At 69.4% G+C, this 21,786-nt stretch carries 18 protein-coding genes; 15 read left to right on the top strand and 3 right to left on the bottom strand.

Translation table 11 applies throughout. The features are described 5' to 3' along the window. The first annotated feature begins 4 nt into the window (after positions 1-4). The 4 genes from E3O19_RS08000 to dapF all read left to right on the top strand — a co-directional run bounded on the left by E3O19_RS08000 (position 5) and on the right by dapF (position 4,522). The gene (locus tag E3O19_RS08000; RefSeq protein WP_134566810.1) at positions 5-802 is read left to right on the top strand and encodes a regulatory protein RecX; all 798 of its coding nucleotides are present in this window, start codon (positions 5-7) and stop codon (positions 800-802) included. Positions 803-1,029: 227 nt separating this feature from the next. Next, complete coding sequence (miaB, locus tag E3O19_RS07995; RefSeq protein ID WP_134566820.1) at positions 1,030-2,655, top strand: tRNA (N6-isopentenyl adenosine(37)-C2)-methylthiotransferase MiaB; 1,626 nt, start codon at positions 1,030-1,032, stop codon at positions 2,653-2,655. A gap of 4 nt (positions 2,656-2,659) precedes the next feature. Continuing rightward, positions 2,660-3,631: a tRNA (adenosine(37)-N6)-dimethylallyltransferase MiaA gene (gene miaA, locus E3O19_RS07990; protein WP_134566809.1), complete on the top strand. Its 972-nt coding sequence runs from the start codon at positions 2,660-2,662 to the stop codon at positions 3,629-3,631. A gap of 9 nt (positions 3,632-3,640) precedes the next feature. Then, positions 3,641-4,522 (top strand): diaminopimelate epimerase, encoded by an 882-nt coding sequence (gene dapF, locus E3O19_RS07985; protein ID WP_134566808.1) that lies wholly within the window; start codon positions 3,641-3,643, stop codon positions 4,520-4,522. 21 nt (positions 4,523-4,543) lie between these two features. Here the strand turns inward: dapF and E3O19_RS07980 are convergent, their stop codons facing one another. Next, on the bottom strand, positions 4,544-5,155 hold the full coding sequence (locus tag E3O19_RS07980) for a class I SAM-dependent methyltransferase (protein WP_134566807.1): 612 nt from the start codon (positions 5,153-5,155) through the stop codon (positions 4,544-4,546). A gap of 42 nt (positions 5,156-5,197) precedes the next feature. Here E3O19_RS07980 and hflX point away from each other — a divergent pair, with 42 nt between their 5' ends. From hflX to metE, 3 genes are all read left to right on the top strand, one after another. Then, positions 5,198-6,736 carry a GTPase HflX gene (hflX, locus tag E3O19_RS07975; RefSeq protein WP_134566806.1) on the top strand — a complete coding sequence of 513 codons (1,539 nt, stop codon included), beginning with the start codon at positions 5,198-5,200 and terminating at the stop codon, positions 6,734-6,736. A 229-nt stretch (positions 6,737-6,965) separates the two neighbouring features. Beyond that, on the top strand, positions 6,966-7,931 hold the full coding sequence (locus tag E3O19_RS07970) for a methylenetetrahydrofolate reductase (protein ID WP_134566805.1): 966 nt from the start codon (positions 6,966-6,968) through the stop codon (positions 7,929-7,931). Positions 7,932-7,991: 60 nt separating this feature from the next. Then, positions 7,992-10,325 (top strand): 5-methyltetrahydropteroyltriglutamate--homocysteine S-methyltransferase, encoded by a 2,334-nt coding sequence (metE, locus tag E3O19_RS07965; protein WP_134566804.1) that lies wholly within the window; start codon positions 7,992-7,994, stop codon positions 10,323-10,325. Between the two features lie 60 nt (positions 10,326-10,385). Here metE and lexA read toward each other — a convergent pair whose 3' ends face one another. Further along, positions 10,386-11,090 carry a transcriptional repressor LexA gene (gene lexA / locus E3O19_RS07960; RefSeq protein ID WP_134566819.1) on the bottom strand — a complete coding sequence of 235 codons (705 nt, stop codon included), beginning with the start codon at positions 11,088-11,090 and terminating at the stop codon, positions 10,386-10,388. A gap of 281 nt (positions 11,091-11,371) precedes the next feature. Between lexA and E3O19_RS07955 the strand changes: the two genes are divergently transcribed. Genes E3O19_RS07955 through E3O19_RS07920 form a run of 8 tightly spaced genes read left to right on the top strand, consistent with a single transcriptional unit; the run spans position 11,372 to position 21,286 of the window. Then, complete coding sequence (locus E3O19_RS07955; RefSeq protein WP_338145087.1) at positions 11,372-11,824, top strand: LysM peptidoglycan-binding domain-containing protein; 453 nt, start codon at positions 11,372-11,374, stop codon at positions 11,822-11,824. A 51-nt stretch (positions 11,825-11,875) separates the two neighbouring features. Next, the gene (locus E3O19_RS07950; RefSeq protein ID WP_134566803.1) at positions 11,876-12,985 is read left to right on the top strand and encodes a histidinol-phosphate transaminase; all 1,110 of its coding nucleotides are present in this window, start codon (positions 11,876-11,878) and stop codon (positions 12,983-12,985) included. Next, on the top strand, positions 12,982-13,605 hold the full coding sequence (gene hisB / locus E3O19_RS07945) for an imidazoleglycerol-phosphate dehydratase HisB (protein ID WP_134566802.1): 624 nt from the start codon (positions 12,982-12,984) through the stop codon (positions 13,603-13,605). The genes E3O19_RS07950 and hisB overlap by 4 nt, the downstream gene beginning before the upstream one ends. Then, entirely contained in the window at positions 13,602-14,234 is a 633-nt protein-coding gene (hisH, locus tag E3O19_RS07940; RefSeq protein WP_134566801.1) for an imidazole glycerol phosphate synthase subunit HisH, read from the top strand. Before hisB ends, hisH begins: the two co-directional genes overlap by 4 nt. A 57-nt stretch (positions 14,235-14,291) precedes the next feature. After that, positions 14,292-15,038 (top strand): bifunctional 1-(5-phosphoribosyl)-5-((5-phosphoribosylamino)methylideneamino)imidazole-4-carboxamide isomerase/phosphoribosylanthranilate isomerase PriA, encoded by a 747-nt coding sequence (priA, locus tag E3O19_RS07935; protein ID WP_134566800.1) that lies wholly within the window; start codon positions 14,292-14,294, stop codon positions 15,036-15,038. Further along, positions 15,022-15,816 (top strand): SseB family protein, encoded by a 795-nt coding sequence (locus E3O19_RS07930; RefSeq protein ID WP_134566799.1) that lies wholly within the window; start codon positions 15,022-15,024, stop codon positions 15,814-15,816. The genes priA and E3O19_RS07930 overlap by 17 nt, the downstream gene beginning before the upstream one ends. Positions 15,817-15,867: 51 nt before the next feature. Then, on the top strand, positions 15,868-20,514 hold the full coding sequence (locus tag E3O19_RS07925) for an ATP-dependent helicase (RefSeq protein WP_134566798.1): 4,647 nt from the start codon (positions 15,868-15,870) through the stop codon (positions 20,512-20,514). After that, positions 20,507-21,286 carry a DNA-formamidopyrimidine glycosylase family protein gene (locus tag E3O19_RS07920; protein WP_134566797.1) on the top strand — a complete coding sequence of 260 codons (780 nt, stop codon included), beginning with the start codon at positions 20,507-20,509 and terminating at the stop codon, positions 21,284-21,286. The genes E3O19_RS07925 and E3O19_RS07920 overlap by 8 nt, the downstream gene beginning before the upstream one ends. A gap of 76 nt (positions 21,287-21,362) precedes the next feature. Here the strand turns inward: E3O19_RS07920 and E3O19_RS07915 are convergent, their stop codons facing one another. Further along, complete coding sequence (locus tag E3O19_RS07915) at positions 21,363-21,710, bottom strand: DUF1844 domain-containing protein (RefSeq protein WP_134523172.1); 348 nt, start codon at positions 21,708-21,710, stop codon at positions 21,363-21,365. Positions 21,711-21,786: the final 76 nt, after the last annotated feature.

Genomic DNA, 21,786 nt, shown 5'->3' with positions numbered 1-21,786 from the left:
CGCGATGGTGCACTTCGAACCGGCCGACGAGGTCACCCCGATCAGCGCCGCCCGTGCGAGGAGCAAGGCGCGGGCCGCGGCGAAGGCGCTGTCCGGCGACCCCGTAGTCGAGTCGGGTCCAGTCGCTGCGCCTGACGGGTCACTCGCGCCCGTCACCTACCTCAGGGGGACTGCACCGGCCGGTCCCGGAGGGACCGCGGAGCCAGGGCCGGCAGACGGGTATGGCCCTGTTTCCACGGCAGCCGCAGACGCGGCCGAAGCCGTCGGCGCGGCCGAAGCCGTCGACGCGGTCGAGCGGGAGCATGCGGTCGAGCGGGAGCATGCGGAGCAGCTGCTGCTGCAGCGGCTGCGCGCACGCTCGCTGTCCGCCACGGAGGCCCGCAGCATCCTCGCCGGTACCGAGATCGCCGAACACGAGATCGACGACGTGATCGAACGATTCGCCGAACTCGGCTACATCGACGAGGAAAAGCTGGCCGACCAGATCCTGCACAGCCACCACGAACGCAAAGGTCTCGGCCGGTCCGGGGTCCAGGCCGAGATGCGCCGGCGCGGACTCGACCACGACCTGATCCTCGAAAAGCTCGAGGAGCTCCCCGACGACGAGGCGGAGCGTGCCATCGAACTGGCCTGCAAGCGGGTGCAGCAACTGGGCCGCCTCGACGACCAGACGATCGACCGGAGGCTCACCGGGTTCCTGATGCGCAAGGGATACGCCTCCACCGCGGTGCGCGTGGCTGTGAAGGCCGCCCTGGCATCCCGGTCGGGTTCCGGCGGAGCCTCCCACGTCCGGTTCCGCTAGGTCGGAGTTCCACCCTTCCCGGTCGGGTTGCCTCGAAAAGAGCCGCCAGGCGGGGTGGCCGGGGGGACACCGGTCAGTCTGCCCAGACGGCACCGGTCCGCCCATTCCCGCACTCAGGGTTCGACGCGTAAACTGGGGCCACTATGACGACCCGCAGCACCCCCGCACTCGATTCTTCCAGCGCCATGACGCTGAGTCCACCGTCAGCGAGCACCGAGGACGACCCGATGACCCGGACCCGCATTGTGATCGCTCCGTCCACGGCGGCAAGAGATGCGAACGGCCGGGCCCGAACGTACGAGGTGCGCACCTTCGGCTGCCAGATGAACGTGCACGATTCTGAGCGCCTGAGTGGTTCGCTCGAGGCGGCCGGCTACGTTCTCGCCGACGGCGATGAGGCCGACATCGTCGTACTCAACACCTGTGCGGTGCGCGAGAACGCCGACAACAAGCTCTACGGGAATCTGGGCCAGTTGGCATCGGTCAAGCGCCGCCACGAGGGTATGCAGATCGCCGTCGGTGGTTGCCTCGCCCAGAAGGACAAGGACACGATCCTGGCCAAGGCCCCCTGGGTCGACGTCGTGTTCGGCACCCACAACATGGGATCGCTGCCCGGCCTGCTCGAACGTTCCCGCCACAACGGCGAGGCCCAGCTGGAGATCCTTGAGGCACTGGAAACCTTCCCGTCCAGCCTGCCGACCAAGCGTGACTCCAGCTACAGCGGCTGGGTATCCATTTCGGTCGGCTGCAACAACACCTGTACCTTCTGTATAGTGCCGGCCCTCCGCGGCAAGGAAAAAGACCGTCGACCGGGCGAAATTCTCGCCGAGATCCAGTCGCTCGTCGACGACGGCGCCATCGAGGTCACCCTGCTCGGCCAGAACGTCAACTCCTACGGCGTCGAATTCGGCGACCGCCTCGCGTTCGGCAAGCTGCTGCGCGCCGCCGGCCGAATCGAAGGGCTGGAACGCATCCGGTTCACCAGCCCGCACCCCGCCGCGTTCACCGACGACGTGATCGATGCGATGGCCGAGACCCCGGCGGTGATGCCCCAGCTGCACATGCCCCTGCAGTCCGGCTCTGACCGCATCCTCAAGTCGATGCGTCGCTCCTACCGCTCCGCGAAGTTCCTCGGAATTCTGGACCGGGTGCGGGCACAGATGCCCCATGCGGCCATCAGCACGGACATCATCGTCGGGTTCCCCGGCGAGACCGAGGAGGACTTCCGGGACACCCTCCGCGTGGTCGAACAGGCACGGTTCGCGACCGCGTTCACCTTCCAGTACTCGATCCGGCCGGGCACCCCCGCCGCTACCATGGCCGACCAGGTGCCCAAGGAGGTCGTTCAGGATCGCTACGAACGCCTCGCCGCACTTCAGGAACGCATTTCCTGGGAGGAGAACCAGGCGGTTATCGGCCGAGAGGTGGACCTGCTGGTCGCCAACGGCGAGGGCCGCAAGGATGCCGACACCCATCGACTGAGCGGGCGAGCCCCCGACAGCCGACTGGTTCACTTCGACGTCCCGGCAGGCTCCGAGCTGCCACGGCCCGGCGACATCGTCACCGTGACCGTGACCCAGGCTGCGCCGTTTCACCTGATCGCCGACTCGCTCGACGCCTCCCCGCTACGAATCCGGCGCACCAGGGCCGGCGACGCCTGGGACCGGTTCGAGGCGGAGGCCTGCGGCGTGCCCAGCCATGGCGGCGCGTCCGCTTCGGGTGGCGCGGTCTCCCTCGGGATGCCCACGCTCGGGATGCCGCAGGCCGGACCGCGATCGACCGGGTCAGCCGGCGCGGCGCGCGGCGAGGTCTCGACGAGCCCGATCTACGACGTCACAGACGGGGAGCGCTAACCGGGTGCACGACGTCGACACGGGGACGGGGGCAGGCGCGGGACTTGTGGTGGTGGTCGGGCCGACCGGAACCGGCAAGTCCGAACTCTCCCTCGACCTCGCCGAAGGCCTGGCCGCGCGCGGCCGGTCTGCGGAGATTGTCAACGCGGATGCCATGCAGCTGTACCGCGGCATGGATATCGGCACCGCGAAGCTCTCGATGGCCGAGCGCCGCGGTGTCCCACATCACCTCCTCGACGTGCTGGCGGTGACCGATGAGGCCACTGTCGCCCGCTACCAGGTGGAGGCCAGGGTGGCCATCACCGAGATCATCGGGCGGGGCGCCGTGCCCATCCTCGTTGGCGGCTCCGGCCTCTACGTGTCGGCGGTGATCTTCGACTTCCAGTTCCCCGGCACCGACCCCGTGCTCCGGGCGCGGCTGGAGGCCGACCTGGCAGAGTTCGGCCCCGGCGCCCTCTTCATCCGGTTGAAGGCCGTCGACCCAGCCGCCGCGGCCCGGATCGGCGCGAGCAACGGCCGTCGGCTCGTGCGCGCCCTCGAGGTCGTCGAGTTGACCGGTGCCCCGCACGCCGCGCCCCTGCCCGGCGAACCGGTCTACTGGCGGCCAAGCGTCACGCTCGGGCTGCGCTCGCCCAGGGAGGAGCTCACGCCCCGCCTCGACGCGCGCGTCACCGCGATGTGGGCCGCGGGGTTGCCCGACGAGGTGGAAGCGTTGATCCCAGCGGGCATCGAGACGGGGGCGACCGCCAGTCGGGCCATCGGTTATGCGCAGGCGCTCGGCCAACTGCGCGGCACCCTCACTCAAGCCGAGGCGATCGAACAGACCCAGCAATTCACGCGGCGCTACGCCCGGCGACAGGTCAGCTGGTTCAAACGGTCCGCGGACACGCACTGGATCGAGTCTGCCGCCAACGACCGGGTGCAGCAGGCTCTCGAGCGGATCGACGGTGGAGTGCCGGCGGTGCTGCCCTCCTAAACTGGACCCATGGGACTGGATCTGAATTTCACCAAGGGCCACGGCACGGGCAACGATTTCGTCGTGTTCGCCGACCCCGACGGACTGATCGACCTCACCCCCGATCAGATCCGCGCCGTCTGCGATCGACGCTTCGGCATCGGCGGCGACGGCATCATTCGCGCGGTGCGTTCGCGCAGCCTCGACGCGGGCGCGGCCGCGCTGGCTGAGGACGACCAGGCCGAATGGTTCATGGACTACTGGAACGCGGACGGCACGGTCTCGGAGATGTGCGGCAACGGCATCCGGGTGTACACCCGGTTCCTGGTGGAGCAGGGGCTGGCGATGCTCGCCGGCGGGGAGACCCTCAACATCGGAACCCGCGGGGGTGTGCGGGATGTGCAACGCGGCGGAGCCGGCTACCAGGTCGACCTCGGCCGGTGGAGGCTTGACGGCGGCGAACCACTCGTGCGGGCGAAGAACCTGGCCGTCGCCCGCCCGGGCCTCGGTATCACCGTGGGTAACCCACACGTTGTCGTGGCCCTGGCGGACGATGCCGAACTGGAGAACGCCGACCTCACCTTTGTTCCGCAGCTGGAACCGGAGCCGCCGGCGGGAGCGAACATCGAATTCGTGGTGCCGAACGACCCGCTCGTCGTCGACGGCGTCGGCCGCATCCGGATGCGCGTGCATGAGCGCGGAAGCGGCGAGACCCTGTCCTGCGGCACGGGAGCGGCGGCGGCCGCCCTCGCCACCCGGCACTGGGCCGGAGCAGGGGCACCCAACCAGTGGCGGGTGGAAGTCAGAGGTGGCGTGCTCGGCGTGCGTATGTTCCCGACCGAGGACGGCGAGCACGTGTCACTGTCCGGCCCAGCCGAGCTGGTCTTCGACGGGGTCTTCCGTCTGGGCTAGCAACGCCGGCCGGGCCGCCGGTCAGCCGTGGCGCTTGACGCGCAGTACCCGGAAGCCCTTGCTGATGGCGTGGCGGCTGGTCGCGAACTCGACGGGGAGGTCGCCGTCGAGCCAGCGCTGCAGAGAGTCGGAGCCGAGGTTGCGCTGCACGACGAGCCAGGCATCCGAGTCGGGCTCGAGGCGCGGCAGCCAGGTGTGCAGGAGGTTGTGCAGCTCGCTCTTGCCGACCCGGATCGGCGGGTTCGACCAGATTGTGCGGAAGCTCAGATGCGCCGGCACCTGGTCCGGCAGTACGGCCGTGACATTTGTCAGGCCCAGCTTCTCCGAATTCAACCGCACGAGATCGAGCGCACGCTCGTTCACGTCGACCGCCCAGATGGTGGCGCGGGGCGAGGCGAGGGCCAGATGCAGGCTGATCGGGCCCCAGCCGCAGCCGAGGTCGAGGAAATCGCCTCCCGGCGGCGGAGTCGGAGCGTTGCCGATCAGAACCTGGGTGCCGGTGTCGATGTGGTCGGGGCTGAAGACCGAATTGGCGGTCGTCAGATGCCGATCCTCGCCTCCCAGCGAAACAGTGATCTGCCGAAGTTTCAGGGCGCTGTCGGGTGCCGGGGTGAAGTAGTGGTCTGAGGCCATAGTAGGGAACCTATCGTGCTTCGAGGAACTAAGGTTAACGCAATGATTGAGCCAACCGAGCACGACAACGACGACGATGTGGTAGCACGCGTCCTGGCCAGCGCCGAGAGCAAAGCCGCTGGCTATTCGCTATTCCGGAGCGGCTCCGCCCAGGCGTTGCAGGCCGACTCCTCCACGTCGGAGTCCGACGAAGGCCACGACGGTGCGCAGCAGGACCGTGAGGACCGCAACGCGCTCCGCCGTGTGCCGAGCCTCTCCACTGAGCTCGAGGACGTCACCGAGGTCGAATACCGGCAGCTTCGACTGGAGAACGTCGTACTGATCGGCCTGTACACCCAGGGCACCGTGTCCGACGCGGAGAACTCCATGCGCGAGCTCGCCGCCCTCGCCGAAACGGCGGGCGCGACAGTGCTCGATGGACTGATGCAGCGCCGGGCCAAGCCCGACGCCAGCACGTACCTCGGCAAGGGCAAGGCCGAGGAACTCGCCGGGATCGTCAAGGCGATGGGCGCCGACACCGTGATCGCCGACACCGAACTCGCCCCCAGCCAGCGTCGCTCGCTCGAAGACGTCGTCAAGGTCAAGGTCATCGACCGCACGGCCGTCATCCTCGACATTTTCAGCCAGCACGCCAAGAGCCGGGAGGGCAAGGCGCAGGTCGAACTCGCCCAGCTCGAGTACCTGCTGCCGCGCCTGCGCGGCTGGGGTGACTCGATGTCCCGCCAGGCCGGTGGCCAGGTCGGCGGCGCCGGCGCGGGCATGGGCTCCCGCGGACCCGGTGAGACGAAGATCGAACTGGACCGTCGCCGCATCCACACCCGGATGTCCCGGCTCCGCAAACAGATCCTCGAGATGAAGCCGGCACGTGAGGCCAAGCGGGCCAACCGCAAGCGCAACTCCGTTCCATCCGTCGCCATCGTCGGTTACACCAACGCCGGCAAGTCGAGCCTGCTCAACCGGATCACCCGGGCCGGCGTGCTCGTCGAGAACTCCCTCTTCGCCACCCTCGACGCCACCGTGCGCAAATCGACAACGGTCGACGGACGCCAGTACACCTTCACCGACACGGTCGGCTTCGTGCGCAATCTGCCTCACCAGCTGGTCGAAGCCTTCCGTTCCACCCTCGAAGAGGTGGCCGACGCCGACGTCATCGTGCACGTCGTCGACGGCTCCCACCCCGACCCGGCGAGCCAGTTGTCCACGGTGCGCGAGGTGATCGGCGAGGTCGGTGCCCGGGACATCCCCGAGATCGTCGTCTTCAATAAGAGCGACCTCGTCGGCGAGGACGACCGGCTCGTTCTGCGGGGGCTGTGGCCAACGGGCATCTTCGTGTCCGCCCGCACCGGCGAGGGCCTCGACGAACTCCTCGCGGCCATCTCCGAACTCCTGCCGCGGCCCACAATCGAGCTCAGGCTGCTCATCCCGTACGAACGCGGCGACCTCATCGCGGTGCTGCACGACCAGGGACAGGTCCTCTCGACGGAATACGCCGAAGCCGGAACCGAGGTGAGCGCGCTGGTCACCCCCGACATCCAGGCCCAGTTCGGCCCGTTCATCGTTCGGCCCGCCGTCAGCGCCTGACCTGGATCTCGACCGGGTCACCGGGCCTGCGCGAAACAAAAAGTCACAGTCTGGCGACCCCGGAGCGGGGTTGCTAGAGTCTCATTCAATCGTTGCCGCCGAGGTCCACCTCGGGGGCATGGAGCGACAGCCGAGCCCGGCATCCGCCCGCGAACAACCGCCAGGCCTGCCTGGAGGTCCGCGGCCGCCCGGCCCCCGCCGGTGTGGGCAACTGTCGAATGAGGTGCACATGCAGAAGACATCGGACCCGGCCTGTTCCGGTCGAATCCCATTCTCCTTCGAGCTCTATCCGCCCAAAACGGATGCCGACGCATCCGCTCTCTCGACGACGATCGAACACCTCGCGGCCGTCGGGCCCGACTTCCTCTCGGTCACCTACGGCGCCAACGGTTCATCGCGCCGCTCCTCGCTCGACGTGCTCAGCCGTATCCTCCGCACCACGAACGTCGAGGCCATGGCCCACCTCACCTGCGTCGGCTCCACCCATGACGAGGCAAACCGGCTGATCCGCGAGTTCCTCGACGCGGGAGTGCACAGCTTCCTCGCCCTGCGCGGCGACCCACCTGCGGGAACGAAGGAGGGCGAGGCATTCCTCGGTGACTTCGGTAGCGCGGCCGAACTCGTGCAGCTCATCCACCGGGTGCAGGCCGAGAAGTCACCGTATCGGGAGTCGATCATCCCGGGCATCCCAGCCGCGCGCGCGGTGACGCCCGGGCGAGAGAAGGTGCGCATCGCCGTAGCGGCGTTCCCGAATGGCCACCCACGCTCCCGCTCGTCGGCGCAGGACATCGACACCCTGCTCGCCAAGCAGGCCGCGGGCGCGAACCTCGGCATCACGCAGCTGTTCTTCCACGCCGACCACTACCTCAGCTTTGCCCAGAGGGCCCGGGAGGCCGGCGTACTCTTCCCGATCCTGCCCGGCATCATGCCGGTGACGAGCCCGGCGCGACTGCGCCGCATCATCGAGCTCTCCGGCGAACAGCTTCCCTCCGACCTGTCCATCCGGCTCGAAGTCGAACCGACGAAGGAAGGCCAGCGTGAGATCGGCATCCAGCACGCCGTCGACCTCGCCGGCCGGGTGATCGCCGGCGGGGCGCCCGGCCTGCACCTCTACGCCTTCAACGAGCACGAGACCGTGCTCGAGGTGCTGGCCGCCTGCGGCCTGCTCACCTCTCCGGTCGCGGCGCCCGCATAGGTCTTCCCGGCCTGAGGCCCGCACCATCCGCTGCCCGATCCCACCCGCAAAGGACACCCCATGACCACCACCTCCCCATTCCCCGCCGGCACCATCCTCGGCTACCCGCGAATCGGCCCCCGCCGCCAGCTCAAGAAGGCCGTCGAGTCGTTCTGGGCAGGCACGACCAGCGCCGCAGAGCTCGAGGACACCGCGGCGACTCTGCGCCAGGCCACCAGGGCGCGCCTGGTGGCGCTGGGGCTCGGCGCCGACGACTCCTCCATCCCCGGCTCATTCTCCTTCTACGACCAGGTGCTCGACGCCCTCTGCACGGTCGGAGCCGTCCCCGCCCGGTATGCGTCGTTGGTGGGCGCCGACGGACGCATCGACCTGGCCGGGTACTTCACCCTCGCCCGCGGTGAGGGCGACAACCTGCCCCTGGAGATGACGAAGTGGTTCGACTCCAACTACCACTACCTGGTGCCGGAGATCGGCCCCGAGACGGTCTTCAGCCTCTCCAGTGACCGCATCGTGCGGGAGTTCGTCGAGGCGAAGACGGCCGGTTACCTCACCCGCCCGGTCATCGTCGGTCCGGTCACCTTCCTCCTGCTGAGCAAGGCCAGCGACGAGGCTCCCGCCGGCTTCTCCCCGCTGGACCGCCTCGACGACCTGCTCCCGGTCTACGCCGCACTCCTCCAGCGACTCGACGAGGCCGGCGCCCAGTGGGTTCAGCTCGACGAGCCGGCCCTGGTCAGCGAAAGCATCGATACCGCCCGAACCGAGTCCCTCGCCGCGCTCGGCCGAGCCTATGCCACCCTCGGCCGTCTCGCCGGCCGGCCGGCCATCTTCGTCGCGGCTCCCTATGGCAGCCTCGATGACGCCCTTCCCGTGCTCGCGGGCACACCTGTCGACGCCATTGGGCTCGACCTCGTCCGCGGCGCCCTCCCTCTCGACACCGCCGGCCTGGCCGCCAAGACTCTCGTCGCCGGGGTGATCGACGGCCACAACATCTGGCGCGGCGACCTTGCCCTAGCGCTCGAGAAAGCCGAACGCCTCGCCGGGTTCTCCCCGCGAATAAGCGTGTCCACGTCCACCTCCCTGCTGCACGTCCCGCACGACGTCGACGATGAGGCGGGGCTCGGTGACGACCTCCCCGGCTGGTTGGCCTTCGCCGACCAGAAGGTCGGCCAGGTCGCCACCCTGGCCCGCGGCCTGTCAGAGGGCCGGGCAGCCATCGCGGGCGACCTGGCGGCCGCCTCCGCCGCGCTCGAGTCCCGACGCAACGCCCGTGGTGTTCGAGACGGCAGAGTGCGCGCCCGCGCCGCCGCCCTCACCGAGGCCGACTTCAGCCGTGGCGACTACCCGGCGAGGCTCGCCGCGCAGGATGCCGCCCTTGGCTTGCCCCCGCTGCCCACCACGACCATCGGGTCGTTCCCGCAGACCGGGGACATCCGTCGCGCCAGGGCCAGGCGCCACGCCGGTGAGCTGTCGCACGACGACTACCGCGCGCTGATGAAGGCGGAGATCGCCCGGGTGGTCGCGCTGCAGGAGGAGATCGGACTGGACGTGCTCGTGCACGGCGAACCCGAGCGCAACGACATGGTGCAATACTTCGCCGAGCAGCTCGACGGGTTCCAGGTGACCGAGAACGGCTGGGTGCAATCCTACGGCAGCCGGTGCACGCGGCCGTCGATCCTCTGGGGCGACGTGTCCCGTCCCCGGCCGATCACCGTCGACTGGTCGACCTACACCCAGGGGCTCACCGCGAAACCGGTCAAGGGCATGCTCACCGGACCGGTCACGATCCTTGCCTGGTCGTTCGTGCGCGACGACCAGCCGTTGGCGGAGACCGCGACGCAGGTGGCACTGGCCCTGCGGGACGAGATCCACGACCTCGAAGCGGCCGGCATCGGGCTCGTCCAGGTGGACGAACCCGCGCTGCGCGAACTCCTCCCACTGAAGAAGAAGGACCACGCCGACTACCTCGACTGGTCGGTCGGCTCCTTCCGTCTGGCAACTGCCGGGGTGGCTGACGCCACCCAGATCCACACCCACCTCTGCTATTCGGAGTTCGGCGTGGTGATCGACGCCATCCGTAACCTCGACGCCGACGTCACAAGTATCGAGGCCGCGCGCTCCCGGATGGAGGTCGTCGCCGACATCAAGGCCGGCGGGTTCGACCACGGCATCGGCCCGGGTGTGTACGACATCCACTCGCCAAGGGTGCCGAGCGTCGCCGAGATCACAGCGCTGCTTGACCGGGCGCTCGAATCCATCCCGGAACGACAGGTCTGGGTCAACCCGGATTGCGGCCTGAAGACCCGCGGCTACAAGGAGACCGTCGAATCGCTGCACAACATGGTGGCGGCCACCCGAGCGGTCCGTGCGCGCATCCGTGTGAACATTCCCGGGTAGGTACCGAGACGCGGAACGGCCCTGCCGGAACACCGACAGGGCCGTTCGGGCATCGGGAGATCAGACCGAGCGCAGCACCGCGACGATTTTGCCGAGGATCTCGGCGTGGTCTCCGACAATGGGTTCGAAGTTGGTGTTGCGCGGCAGCAGCCAGATGTGCCCGTCTCGCTGGCGGAAGACCTTCACCGTTGCCTCGCCATCGAGCATGGCCGCAACGATCTCGCCGTTCTCGGCTGTCTTCTGCTGGCGGACGACCACCCAGTCCCCGTCGCAGATGGCGGCGTCGATCATAGACTCGCCGACGACTTTGAGCATGAACAGTTCGCCCTTTCCGACCAGCTGGCGGGGGAGCGGGAAGATCTCGTCGATCATCTGGTCGGCCATGATCGGCACGCCGGCCGCGATCCGGCCGACCAGCGGCACCATGGCCGCATCGCCGACCTGCACGCCCGACTGGTAGCTTTCCGCGCTGCCCGCGGGCACGTCCTCGGGCGGCTGCGGAATTTCGATCAGGACCTCCAGAGCCCGTGGGCGATTCGGGTCGCGCCGGAGGTATCCGCTCAGCTCGAGCTGGTTGAGCTGATGGGTGACGCTCGAGAGCGACGACAGGCCCACCGCGTCACCGATCTCACGCATGCTCGGCGGATAGCCGCGCTGGCTCACCGAGCGCTGGATCACAGCCAGGATGGCGAGCTGTTTCTCGCTGAGGCTCTTGCGCCGCCTGGTGCCGCCCTTGTCGCGGGGACCGCTGCTGTCCTGCGTCACGATGTCGCTCCTCGTCTCGGTGTACCCGGTCTTCTCGGCGGTGGAAGCCGCCACTGTACTGGAATGTCGGTGGTGTCTGGTTGAGTCAATCCAGACAGTCGAAACTGTATCCACATCGAGCCTGATAGACAAACATTCATTCGAGTGTGTCGCGGTATTTTTCGAGAAACAACGGAAATTTCTCTTGATTGTTCGAAGAATCGAATATATATTCGGAACATAGGTTCGCATCCGGCTCTCCCGGCCGAGAGCCGGATGCGTTTTTACACAGGAGGTTCAACATGAGCACCGCTATCGGAATGACTACCGGCGCACGCAACGGGGCACTCGACCTGGGCGTCGCCGTCGGCCAGGTGCGCACGCAGATGCGCACCCAGATGCGAACCGGCCACACCCGGCTGCACCTCACACGGCGCGGTCGAGTCGTGTTCACGACGCTCGCGGCGATTCCCCTCGCCGCCGTCGCCCTCGCCCTGGCCCTCAACGGTGGGATCGCGGCGGCCGAGGGCGCCAACAACGTTGCGACCAACAGCGGTGCTGTCACGGTCGCCGACGTTGCCACCGTCTTCGACTACGTCACGATCCAGTCCGGCCAGTCCCTCTGGCAACTGGCCGAGACCATCGCCCCGACCTCCGACCCGCGAGACGTGATCGCCGAAATCGTGAGCCTGAACCAGCTGCCCTCCGAGAACGTGCAGCCTGGTCAGCGCCTGGCCCTGCCGGTCAGGTTCTGATTTAGTTGCACATCCGGGGAGCACCCGGGTGTCCCCGGTAGCATTGGGGAAGTGACCAGTCTCAACGACCTGCCCCTCCGCGACAATCTGCGCGGACTCACCCCCTACGGTGCTCCCCAGCTGCACGTGCCCGTGGCCCTAAACGTGAATGAGAACACGCATGGGATCCCCGACCCCGTTGCCAGCGACATTGTCGCGGCGATGGCCGAGGCCATCCGCACCATCAACCGCTACCCCGACCGCGAGTTCACCGAGCTGCGGGAGTCGCTCGCCCGCTACCTCGGCCATGGTCTGACCCGGGAGAATATCTGGGCGGCCAACGGCTCGAACGAGGTGTTGCAGCAGGTGCTGCAGGCCTTCGGCGGCCCGGGCCGGTCGGTCCTCGGCTTCGCACCGACGTATTCGATGTATCCCCTGCTCGCCTCCGGCACCGGAACCCGCTGGATTGCCGGCACCCGTGACGCCGATTTCGAGCTCACGCCGGCGACCGCAACAGGCTGGGTCGACAAGGTGGCGCCCGACCTCGTCTTCCTCTGCTCACCGAACAACCCCACTGGCACTCCGCTGTCGCTCGACACGATCGCGGCGGTGTACGACGCGACCGACGGAATCGTCGTCGTCGATGAGGCCTACGCCGAGTTCGGCCCGTCCGACGCTCCGAGCGCGCTCACCCTGCTGCCCGGACGGGAAAGGCTCTTCGTCTCCCGCACCATGAGCAAGGCGTTCGCATTCGCCGGCGCGCGGGTCGGTTACCTTGCCGCCGACCCTGCGGTGACGGATGCCCTCCGCCTGGTGCGTCTGCCGTACCACTTGTCCGCCCTCACCCAGGCCGCCGCGATCGCTGCCCTGGCCCACAGCGCCGAGATGCTCGCCATGGTCGACGATATCCGCGGTCAGCGTGACAGGCTCATCATCGAATTGGCCGCCCTCGGCTACCGCCCCCTGCGCAGCGCAAGCAATTTTGTCTTGTTCGGCGGGGTGGACGACCCCAGGGGCACCTTCGAGGCCCTGTTGGCGGAGGGGATATTGGTGCGCGACGTCGGAATTCGGGGGCACCTGCGCGTCACGGCGGGCACCGAGGCGGAGACGAGCGTCTTCCTCGAGGCGCTGGCCGGGCTCGCGCAGCACTCCGCCGCCGTGCCCAATAAACTGTTGGAATGAGCCTGACTCCCACGACCTCCTCGCCCCGCGTCGCCCACCTTCAGCGGGAGACCAGCGAGTCGAGCATCGACCTGACGCTCAACCTGGACGGCACGGGAGTCTCGGACATCCAGACCTCCGTTCCCTTCTACGACCACCTGCTGACCGCGTTCGCGAAACACTCGCTGACCGACCTCACCGTGCGTGCCCGCGGCGACATCGAGATTGATGTTCACCATACGGTGGAAGACATCGGCATCGTGCTCGGCCAGGCGATCCGCCAGGCGCTCGGCGACAAGTCGGGCATCTCCCGTTACGGCGACGCCCTCGTGCCGCTCGACGAGGCCCTCGTGCAGGCCGTCGTCGACATCTCCGGCCGCCCGTACCTGGTGCACCTCGGCGAGCCGGCCGGCTTCGAATTCCACCTGATCGGCGGCCACTTCACCGGCTCGATGGTGCGCCATGTCTTCGAGGCGATCTCGTTCAACGCCGGCCTGACCGTGCACATCACCGTGCAGGGCGGCCGCGACCCGCACCACATCGCCGAAGCCGAATTCAAAGCGTTCGCGCGAGCGTTCCGCCAGGCGAAGGCTCTGGACCCGCTCGTCTCCGGCATCCCGTCGACGAAGGGTGCGCTGTGAGCCGTGTCGTCGTATTCGACTACGGAACGGGCAACGTGCACTCGGCCGTCAAGGCGCTCGAACTGGCCGGGGCGGAGGTCACGCTGACCGGGGACCGGAAGCTTGCCCTCGAAGCCGACGGACTCGTCGTTCCGGGAGTCGGGGCGTTCAGCGCGGTCATGACCGCCCTCAAGGCCGTGCGTGGCGACGAGATCGTCGACCGCCGGATCGCCGGCGGCCGTCCCGTCCTCGGCATCTGCGTGGGCATGCAGGTGCTCTTCGAACATGGCGTCGAACGCGGCCTGGACACCGAGGGGCTGGGCGAATGGCCCGGTACCGTCACCCGCCTGGAAGCGCCCATCCTCCCGCACATGGGCTGGAACACGGTCAGGCCCGATGAGGACTCGGTGCTGTTTCGGGGCATCGAAGACGAGCGGTTCTACTTCGTGCACTCCTATGCGGCGCAGGAATGGACCCTCGAGGTCATGCCGCCGTTCCCGAGGCCCAGGCTGACCTGGGCCGAACACGGCGTCCCGTTCCTGGCCGCGGTCGAGAACGGTCCGTTGTCAGCCACCCAATTCCACCCGGAGAAGTCCGGGGAGGCAGGCATCCGCCTGCTCTCCAACTGGCTCGGTTCGCTCCGCGACTAGCCGGTGGCGTTGCCTGACCCTGGGTGCCGCGCGCCCCACCCCGATTTGAGGACTCCCATGACTGATCACATCCCCACCCCGCGTCTCGTACTCCTGCCTGCCGTCGACGTGGCGGGGGGCAGGGCCGTGCGCCTGACCCAGGGCGAGGCGGGCACCGAGACCAACTACGGCGACCCGGTCGACGCGGCCCTGGACTGGGCGCGGCAGGGCGCCGAGTGGATCCACCTGGTCGACCTCGACGCGGCGTTCGGCCGTGGCAACAACACCGAGGTGATCCGGAACGTGATCCGTGAGGTCACCGGCGTGAGGATCGAGCTCTCCGGCGGCATCCGCGACGACGCGTCCCTCGAGGCCGCGTTGGGCGCCGGCGTCAGCCGGATCAACCTCGGCACCGCGGCGCTCGAAGACCCCGACTGGGCAGCGCGGGTAATCAACGAACACGGCGACGCCGTCGCGGTCGGCCTGGACGTGCGCGGAACGACCCTTGCGGCACGAGGCTGGACCAAGGACGGCGGCGACCTCTGGCAGGTCCTCGCCCGTCTGGAAGACGTCGGCTGCGCCCGGTACGTCGTCACCGACGTCACCAAGGACGGTACCCTGCAGGGCCCCAATATCGACCTGCTCTGCCAGGTGATGGAACGAACCGACCGCCCGGTCGTGGCGTCAGGCGGAATCTCCAGCCTCGCCGACATCGCCGCGCTGCGTGAGCTCGTCCCGCTCGGCCTCGAAGGAACTATCGTGGGCAAGGCCCTCTACGCAGGGGCCTTCACCCTGGGCGAGGCGCTGGATGTCGCCGGCGCGTAACCTCGGCTCCATCGGCGAACCGGCCGGTCCTGCCGATTCCGCCGGGCAGCCGTGGGCAGGCCGGGAATTCGAGGCGAACACCCACGCCGACGACGACGGGGCGGCCCCTGAGTCGTTGCTCGCCGCCCTCTCGCGCTTCCGGGCCCGCGAGGCAGGGGAGGAGAGCGTCGTCGACGTCCTTCGCACGGCCCGGCTGCTCATCCCGCTCGTGACGGCACTCGGCGACGCCGGCGTCGGCCCGACCGGGCTCGTGATCGACAAGACCCAGGAACTTTCGATCATCACCGTGGCCGGCCCCGACGGCCGCAGCGTGCTGCCCGTCTTCTCTTCAACGGCCGCGATGCGGTCGTGGAACCCGGAGGCCCGTCCCGTGCCGTCCGACGGGGTGCGGGTGGCGCTGGCGGCGGCCCAGGAGGACACCGACCTCGTGGTCCTGGATCCGACCATCGACACCGAATTCGTCATCCGGCGCCCTGCCCTTTGGGCGATCGCCCAGTCGAAACCGTGGACGCCGAGCTATGCCAGCAGGCAGGTGGCGGATGCCTTCGCCGCGTCGATAGCCACCGAGCTCTCGGTGCTCGGCATCAACCTCAGCGCGGGGGACCCGGAGGCCAGGCTGGACGGCCCCGAACTGACGGTCCGGCTGGAACTGGTCGACGGACTCACGCAGGCCGAACTGGACGCCACCCTCGCCCGGCTCGCCGCTCGTTGGTCGGTCAGCGACGTCATCGCCACCCAGGTCGATTCTCTCCGAGTGCAGCTCAGCGGGTCCGCCTAGGCTGCCGGCGGAAAACGGCGCCCTGTCAGTCGTTTCGGGGAGGATGGTGGTATGACCGAGGTGCTTCAACGATTCTCACCGTCCACCCGCGCGTGGTTCGGTGAGGCATTCACGGCGCCCACCCCGGCACAGCAGGGCGCCTGGGACGCCATCTCCCGTGGCTCGCACGCGCTCGTCGTGGCTCCGACCGGCTCGGGCAAGACGCTCGCGGCCTTCCTCTGGGCGATCGACCGGCTGGCTTCCCGGGCGGCCAGGCCCGCCGATCCCGACGTGGCATCCACCACAACCGTGCTCTACATCTCCCCGCTCAAGGCCCTCGGCGTCGACGTCGAACGCAACCTGCGAGCCCCGCTCGTCGGCATCACCCAGGCCGCGCTGCGCCTCGGGCTGGAGCCCCCCCTGGTGAGCGTGGGCGTGCGCTCAGGCGACACCCCGGCCGCCGAGCGCCGCCGTCTCGTCAAGGCGCCCCCCGACATCCTGATCACCACGCCGGAGTCGCTGTTCCTGATGCTGACCTCGGCGGCGCGCGAGTCGCTGCGGGGCATTGACACGGTCATCATCGACGAGGTGCACGCCGTTGCCGCCAGCAAACGCGGGGCACACCTCGCCGTCTCCCTCGAGCGGCTCGACGACCTGCTTGCCCGTCCGGCCCAGCGGATCGGACTGTCCGCCACCGTGCGCCCGGCCTCCGAGGTCGCCCGGTTCCTCGGCGGTGCCGCGGCCGTGGAGATCGTCTCCCCCACTGCGGGGAAGCGGTTCGACCTGCGCGTGGTGGTTCCCGTCGACGACATGAGCCAGGTCGGCCCGGTCGAACCGAGGGAGGGCCAGGCCGCGGCCGCCACGCCACAGACCGGGTCGATCTGGCCGCACGTGGAAGAGGCGATCGTCGATGAGGTGCTGGCGCACTCGTCCTCGATCGTGTTCGCGAACTCCCGGCGTCTGGCCGAACGTCTCACCGCGCGCTTCAACGAGATCTACACCGGACGGTGCCAGGACGCCGAGGCAGGAGATGACGCTGCAGATCAGGCGGGCAATAACCGCACGGCGTCACCGGATGCTCGCCCAGCCGACCGCGGGACGCCTCGCCAGCCGGCGGAGCTGAACGGCGCCAGCGGCCGGAGCGAGGGCGCGGAACCCGTGCTCGCCCGCGCCCACCACGGCTCGGTCAGCCGCGAACAGCGGGCCATGATCGAGGACGACCTCAAGAGCGGACGGCTCCGCTGCGTGGTGGCCACGTCCAGCCTGGAGCTCGGCATCGACATGGGCGCCGTCGACCTGGTCGTTCAGGTCGAATCGCCGCCGTCGGTTGCGAGCGGACTGCAACGGATCGGCCGGGCCGGTCACCAGGTCGGTGAGATCTCCCGCGGCGTGATCTACCCCAAACACCGCGCCGACCTCATCCACTCCGCGGTCGCCGCGGAACGGATGGTCGCCGGCCTGATCGAGTCCCTGTCCGTGCCTGCCAACCCCCTCGATATCCTTGCCCAGCAGACCGTCGCGGTCACGGCGCTCGAGCCGGTGCAGGTGGAGGACTGGTTCGAAACCGTGCGCCGGAGCGCCCCGTTCCACACCCTGCCGCGTTCCGCGTTCGAGGCGACCCTCGACCTGCTCGCCGGGCGCTACCCCTCCGACCAGTTCGCCGAGCTCCGGCCGCGGATCGTCTGGGACCGGGAGGCCGGAACCCTCACCGGACGGCCCGGCGCCCAACGGCTTGCCGTGACCAGCGGGGGCACGATCCCCGACCGCGGCCTCTTCGGCGTGTTCATGGTCGGCGGCGAACAGAGCGCCGGCCGACGGGTAGGCGAACTCGATGAGGAGATGGTCTACGAGTCCCGGGTCGGTGACGTGTTCGCGCTCGGCGCGACAAGCTGGCGCATCCAGGAGATCACCCACGACCGCGTGCTCGTCGTTCCCGCCTTCGGCGAACCCGGCCGGTTGCCGTTCTGGAAGGGCGACGGCCTCGGTCGGCCCGCCGAACTCGGCGAAGCAATCGGAGCCTTCATCCGGGAGGTCTCCGCGCTGCCGGCGGCGGAGGCCAGAACCCGCTGTGCCGCCGGCGGCCTCGACGACCGGGCGATCACCAACCTGCTGTCCTTCCTGGACGACCAGCGCACTGCGACCAGCCATCTGCCGACGGACCGCACCCTCGTCGTCGAACGGTTTCGAGACGAGCTCGGCGACTGGCGCGTCGTGATGCATTCCCCATTCGGCATGAAGGTGCATGCTCCCTGGGCGCTCGCGGTCGCGGCAAGGGTGAGGGAGCGTTACGGGCAGGAAGGCGGCTGCGTGGCCAGCGACGACGGCATCGTGGCACGCATCCCCGACACCGACTCCGAACCTCCGGGCGCCTCCCTCTTCGTTTTCGACCCCGACGAGCTGGAACAACTCGTCACCGACGAGGTGGGCGGTTCCGCCCTGTTCGCCTCCCGGTTCCGGGAGTGCGCCGCCCGGGCGCTCCTCCTCCCGCGCTACAACCCGGGGACCCGATCCCCGCTCTGGCAGCAGCGCCAGAAGGCGTCGCAGCTGCTCGAGGTGGCCCGCGCCTTCCCGACCTTCCCGATCATCCTCGAAACCATCCGGGAGTGCCTGCAGGACGTCTACGACCTCCCGGCGCTGGTCGGCCTGGCCAGGCGGATCAGCGACCGCACGCTGCGCCTGGTGGAGGTGCAGACGGAGACCGCCAGCCCCTTCGCGGGCACGCTCCTGTTCGGTTACGTGGCGGCCTTCATGTACGAGGGGGACTCCCCGCTGGCCGAACGGCGGGCCACCGCCCTCTCGATCGACTCCGGACTGCTCGCCGAGCTGCTCGGCCGGGTCGAACTGCGCGAGCTGCTCGACCCGGCGGTGATCGAGGCGACCGACGAGGAACTGCAACGACTCACCGACGACCGTAAGGCCAGGGGCATCGAGGGAATCGCCGACCTGCTCCGCGGCCTCGGCCCGCTGACCGTCGACGAGGTGGCCGCCCGGCTCGCGCACAGCCAGGAGCCCGCCACCGGGCAGGGACCAGGCGCCGGCACGGGGCTGCTCGAGCTTGCCGCCGCCAGGCGGGTGCTCCAGGTGAGCTACGCCGGGCGGGACTGGTGGGCCGGGATCGAAGACGCCAGCCGGCTGCGGGACGCCCTCGGAGTGCCGGTGCCGCCCGGGGTGCCGGCCGCGTTCACCGAGCCGGTGCCCGACCCACTCGGCGACCTCGTCAGCCGGTATGCCCGCACCCACGGACCGTTCACCACCGCCGACCTGGCCGACCGCTTCGGGTTGGGTCAGGCCGTCGTTCTCGTGTCCCTGCGCCGCCTTGCCGGGGCGCGCCGGGTGGTCGAGGGCGAGTTTCGCCCGCACGGCAACGGACCCGAATGGTGCGACGCCGAGGTGCTCCGGCGGCTGCGCCGGCGCTCGCTCGCCGCGCTCCGGCATGAGGTCGAGCCCGTCGACCAGGTCACGGTCGGGCGGTTCCTTCCGGTCTGGCAACACGTCGGCGGTCGGCTGCGCGGGATCGACGGCGTCGCATCCGTGATCGAAAAGCTCGAGGGGGCGCGGATCCCCGCCTCGGCCTGGGAATCCCTCGTGCTGCCGGCCCGGGTCTCCGATTACCGGCCGGCCATGCTCGACGACCTCACCAACTCGGGTGAGGTGCTCTGGGCGGGGGCAGGTACCCTCGCCGGCAACGACGGCTGGATCAGCCTGCACCTGGCCGAGACCGCACCGCTCACCCTGCCCGCGCCATTCCCGTTCGAGACGAGCCCGCTCCAGCAGGAGATCCTCGCGACGCTCGGCAGCGGGGGAGGGTTCTTCTTCCGCCAGCTCGCGGATGCCGTGGGCAGCCAGGACGACGCGGGACTCATCGCCGCGCTCTGGGACCTGGTCTGGGCCGGCCTCGTCGGCAACGACACCTTCACCCCGGTGCGGGCGCTCATCGCCGGCGGGCACACCGCCCACAGCACCCGACGGCCGGCTCCACGCGCCCGGTTGCACGGTGGGCGCATCCTGGCCAGGCCGAGCCTGCCGCAGCGGGGTGGACCGCCGACCGTGTCCGGCCGTTGGTCGATCGTGCCCGTCGCGGACGACTCGCCGACCCGGCGTGCGCACGCGCTCGGCGAGACCCTGCTCGAACGGTACGGCGTGGTGACCCGCGGTGCCGTGGCCGGTGAGGGGGTGACCGGCGGGTTCGCGCTCGTCTATCGCACCCTGCGCGGCTTCGAGGAGGTCGGCCGGTGCCGGCGCGGCTATTTCATCGAGGGGCTCGGCGCGGCCCAGTTCGCCACGGTCGGCACAATCGATCGGCTGCGTTCGTTCGTCGAACTCGGTCGGGGCGTCGGAGCGCCCGCCGAGCCGGTGGCGGTCACCCTGGCCGCCACCGACCCCGCGAACCCGTATGGCGCCGTTCTGCCCTGGCCGGCCCTGCCGGAGGGCACCGGCCATCGCCCGGGGCGGAAGGCAGGTGCCCTGGTGGTGATCGTCGACGGCGCCCTCGCACTCTACGTCGAGCGCGGCGGCAAATCCGTGCTCGCCTTCTCCGCGAGCGACCCGGTCCTCACCGCTGCCGCGACATCCCTGGCCCGCACGGTCGCCGCCGGCCGTGTCATCAAACTCGGCGTCGAATCCGTCAACGGGGTCTTCGTGATCGGCACCCCGGCCGGGCAGGCTCTGCAGGCCGCGGGGTTCGACGTCACCCCGAGGGGGCTGAAGCTGCGTGCCTGAGGGTGACACCGTCTTCCGTGCCGCCCGCACCCTCGACGTGGCGCTTGCCGGGGCCAGGCTCACCGGGTGCGACCTCCGCGTGCCCCGGTTCGCCACCGTGGACCTCACCGGCGAAACCGTGCACGACGTGGGCAGCCGCGGCAAGCACCTGCTGATGCGGGTGGGGGAGGCCAGCATCCACTCGCACCTGAAGATGGAGGGGACCTGGCAGCTCTACCGGCCGGGGTCCGCCTGGCGCCGACCCGCGTTCCGGGCCCGCGCCGTGCTGGAGACGGCGGACTGGGTGGCCGTGGGCTTTGACCTCGGACTGCTCGAGGTGCTCCCGCTCGCCCAGGAAGCGGCGAGGCTCGACTATCTCGGCCCCGACCTGCTCGGGCCGGACTGGGACGCGGCCGAGGCGGTGTCCCGCATCCGTTCCCGGCCGGAGCGTGCGGTCGCCGTTGCGCTCGCCGACCAGTCCAACCTCGCCGGGCTCGGCAACGAGTACGTCAACGAACTGTGTTTCTTGCGCGGCCTGGTGCCGACCCGGCCGGTCGGTGAGGTGGCGGATGTCCCGGCGCTGGTGGCCCTGGCCCGTCGCCTGATCCTTTTCAACCGCGACCGCACCGAACGGGTCACCACCGGCGACACCCGCCGCGGCGCCCGGAGCTGGGTCTTCTCCCGAGAAGGCCGACCCTGCCGGCGCTGCGGCGGCACGATTCACCGGGGCCGGCTCGGCCGCTCTGACCTCGAACTGCGCGACACGTTCTGGTGCCCGACCTGCCAGACCTAGCCGCCATCTCGCCGCCCTGATCACCGAGAAGGCCGCCGAACCCACGGTTCGGCGGCCTTCCCGGTCTGGCGCGGCGCTAGTTGACCGGGCCGGTGAACTTCTCGCCCGGGCCCTGGCCGATCGGGTCGGGGATCGCCGAGGCCTCTCGGAAGGCGAGCTGCAGCGACCGCAGGCCGTCGCGCAGGCTCCGCGCGTGCATGTCGGAGATGTCCGGAGCGGCGGCGGTGATCAGGCCGGCGAGGGCCGTGATGAGTTTGCGCGCCTCGTCGAGGTCGGTCTGCGTCTCCGGGTCGTCGGCGAGGCCGACCTTGACCGCGGCCGCGCTCATCAGGTGCACGGAGGCGGTCGTGATGATTTCTACCGCGGCCACATCGGCGATATCCCGGGTGGCTTGAAGTGCTTCCTGCTCGTTGCTACTCGTCACTGAATTCCTCTGTTAGACTCGTCCGGGCTCCGAGATGCGAATCTCGGTACGAAAGTGGATAATCTCCCACCCGCGC

It is taken from the genome of Cryobacterium algoritolerans (assembly GCF_004402785.1).
Classification (GTDB): Bacteria; Actinomycetota; Actinomycetes; order Actinomycetales; family Microbacteriaceae; genus Cryobacterium; species Cryobacterium algoritolerans.
Note: the sequence above shows the minus strand (reverse complement) of the source record. Positions and strands in the feature narration are given on the sequence as shown.